Below are 3,245 nucleotides of genomic sequence, written 5' to 3'. Positions count from 1 at the left end.
ACCAAGAAAAGCAAAGTAAAGGAAGTTCCTATAAATTATGAGGTTTATGAAAGCGATAACCTTGTCAAGATTGTTGATGAAACAGAATAAAAATAGACATGGGGGTGCCTTCTTGATGGCTATAAACGCATTATAGAAGAATGCAAAAAAAGCCGTGTCAAGTGATATGACGCGGCTTTCAAATAACGATTATAATGATAGAAAAATAATCATCCACAATGGAGCAATGAATGCATATATACAAAACGTATCATATTGCAAGCGCTCTATTAGAGATATGAAAACTTATCAAAAGGAATGTAAATAATGCGTATGATCTTTAATCACTCATTTGAATGAGAAAGCCTATAAACGCTTTTCATTTCTCTCAAACATATTAATCATAACTCCTCCTTTGTGAGGGGGGCATTTGAAATAAAGCACATGATCAAAATGCTTCTTTTAAAATGTTTCAATATACTGACTTTAAAATTGAGTTGAGTGAATTCAAATAACGCATTGTCTAAAATCAAACCTATCAAACAAATCAAAACGCTTGATAGATTTAACAAAACCCGTTTTTTACAGTTGCAAACGTTGGTTTTTAAAACAAACTCTCATAAGACAATAAACAACCGCTTTTATCAAACGCAAGGCTTTAAAAACTGTTATAAACATCCGTTTCAAACGTTCACTTAGAGAGGCTCTCATAATAAACGTATTTTTAACAAAACTTCTTTGCAAATTAATCGCTCTATATTTGGCTAGTAAAATCAACCAATCCAATTTTGGAAGCGTTAACTTTAGAATAGAGCATTCTTTAACATTATAGCTTTTTTCTAAAAATTTAGAAAAATCTCATGCCTTATGCATGTTACAATGGTTTTGAATTTTACTTGCTTATCTTTGTCTAAAATAGATGCCCTCAAATTGAGGGAACCCCATTTGGTTTCGAATTTTTAAACTATAACTTTTAAAACGTTTCTTAGTATCAAGTCTAAAGTAGATAGTAATTCTACTGCCATGGCATTATTTGCTTCCATTTTTTGTGGAAGCGAATAGTTCCGTTCTTAAAAACTAGCCTGCAATCTATTCATTAAAAGGCTTTTGATTTCATAAGATATAACGCTTTGAATTTCATTATCTATTTATTTCCTACCTCGGTAAAAAAATACCGTGGTTATAAAATCAATCTTGTCTTTAAATCCTTTTATGCAATCTTTATGAATTAAACCTATAAGCTTATGACTGCTTCAAACAGTTAATTTCTTTAATGCCATTTTAAAGGTTTTCCCCAATTTTGGGGAAAATTATATGATCTGTATTTTCTATAAATGCGTATCTTTTGATACAATTTACCTTATAACAGTTTCGAACGATTACCCTCTTATAGAATGATCTAATATTGCTATAACACTCTTTAGATTTTGCGCTCGCCAATTTTGGCGAACGTTAATTTGTTATTTTATGCGATTAACAATCCAATCTTTAAAACAAGATGTGATCTTTAAACGTAAGCGATTTATGTTATCGATGATTTCAAACAACTAAATTTTTAAACAATGCGATTTCTGCTGTGATAAAAACGTATCATAAGATTTATGAACTGTTATGAATGATAACTGCTTTTTATGGTCTATTCATACATGCCAATCTTATATAAAAAATAGTCAAATGAATCATGCATAAAAGGATGGATTCTTGAGTGGATTCATATAAAATAATTACGCTCAACATATTGACTTTATTGTGTTTTTTATGATAATATCTTTCCAAAGGCGGCAAAGCATTCTATAAAAAACCGTAAGCCATAATCTATAGTTAATTACAACATATTGATTAATAATAATAAATTATTTTGCACGGTGAATAAGAAACCCTAATACTGTAGGATTTTCTCATTTCAAATCTGTTTATCTTGAATCAAACAAAAGCATGACTCTTACATGTCAAAAGAGGAAAGAGCCCATATGAATAAAAACGCGTTAAAAAAGAATCCCACTTAATGAATGCTCTCAAATAACCAAGAGCTGTAAAACATTGAAGGCTCGTCGATATAACGGATGATACCGGATTGCTCTTCTATTAAACATAAAGATGATAACGCTCAACGGAGCTTACTTTATACCATTCACGGGTGGCATCATGGGTTTGGGAGCCAGATGTTTCTTTAAAACAAGCACGTAAATCAGCAACACAAGTATATTTCATTTAGAGCGATCTAGAGAGATCTGCCCGCTATTGAAGAATGTGAGAAAAAAGCGTACAGCAATGCGTAATTTCTATTATTTGAAAGATATGATTTAAAAGACATGATCATGGACGCTTTTGAAAGTCGTATAACTGAATTGGGTGATAGAGAAGAGTTTGGTTTTTCCTTTTATATTCTTCTAAGATAAAGCAGTATTTCCGTTTTGAAGAGCACACAAACAGATAAATATTCTGGTTCACGATATGGCATACAAAAGATGATACAGCTTGTCGTTTTTATTCATCTAGGGGTATTTTAAACATGTTGCTCGTGAATGGTATAACGATAAAGTCCCCATGAAATAATAAAAAATCTATTGAGCACCACCATCTTTACGCTCGTAAAGAAGCAAACCGGCATCATCACACACTTTGCTAGCTCCCAATGTTGCAACACAAACCCTTAAGCACTTGAGACAGTTTATGAGAAGCATTTTTCCTTCTTTCTTATACAGTTTTTACCCACACACCAACTCTGCTTGTGATGTACAAACAATTGATTTTGATTATTTCAACATAGGACAAATTCCAAATAAAAGAATTTGATAATAGTAGAGACTCTTATCCAATATAAATAGAGTTAGATTATCATTATAAATCAATACATTATTTCTAAGTAGAAGCCGATAAAATCTGGACATTTACAAACCGGAAAGAAATCTTCGTCTTTAAAAGCGTAGAGAGGAGGTAAAATAATTGACCACTTAACAGATAAAGTATAAAAGAATCCACCAACGCAATACCTAATACCCTCCTAAAAAACTCAAAAGAGTGAAGAGAAACAATTGACAGAAGATAAAAAATTCACTTAATTAAAGTGCTCTTTAAAGAGCATGATGACTTAGCGTAAAATATTCAATTTTTTCAATGCTGAAAGATTAAAAAAAACAATATTATTTGAAATAAAACAATTTATTGTGCTGACAGTTATAATTTGTATGCACAAAATTGAGTTGTTGAAAATCAAAAATATAATTTAACGATGTTCCTTGACCAACTCACTCTCTCCTGAGTAT

General features: G+C 31.2%; 1 protein-coding gene. It reads right to left on the bottom strand.

Translation table 11 applies throughout. From position 1 onward, the window contains the following. Positions 1-2,064 precede the first annotated feature (2,064 nt). Entirely contained in the window at positions 2,065-2,190 is a 126-nt protein-coding gene (locus tag ACFIO3_RS10465) for a hypothetical protein (protein WP_375608720.1), read from the bottom strand. Positions 2,191-3,245: the final 1,055 nt, after the last annotated feature.

The sequence above is a fragment of the Bartonella sp. AD328YNZD genome (genome assembly GCF_042196425.1).
The sequence above is the reverse complement of the archived record's forward strand: the minus strand, read 5'-3'. Positions and strand labels throughout refer to the sequence as shown.

Coding starts and splice junctions, on each gene's coding strand:
- ACFIO3_RS10465 (WP_375608720.1), bottom strand. CDS start 2,190: ATGAAATATACTTGTGTTGCTGATTTACGTGCTTGTTTTAAAGAAACA.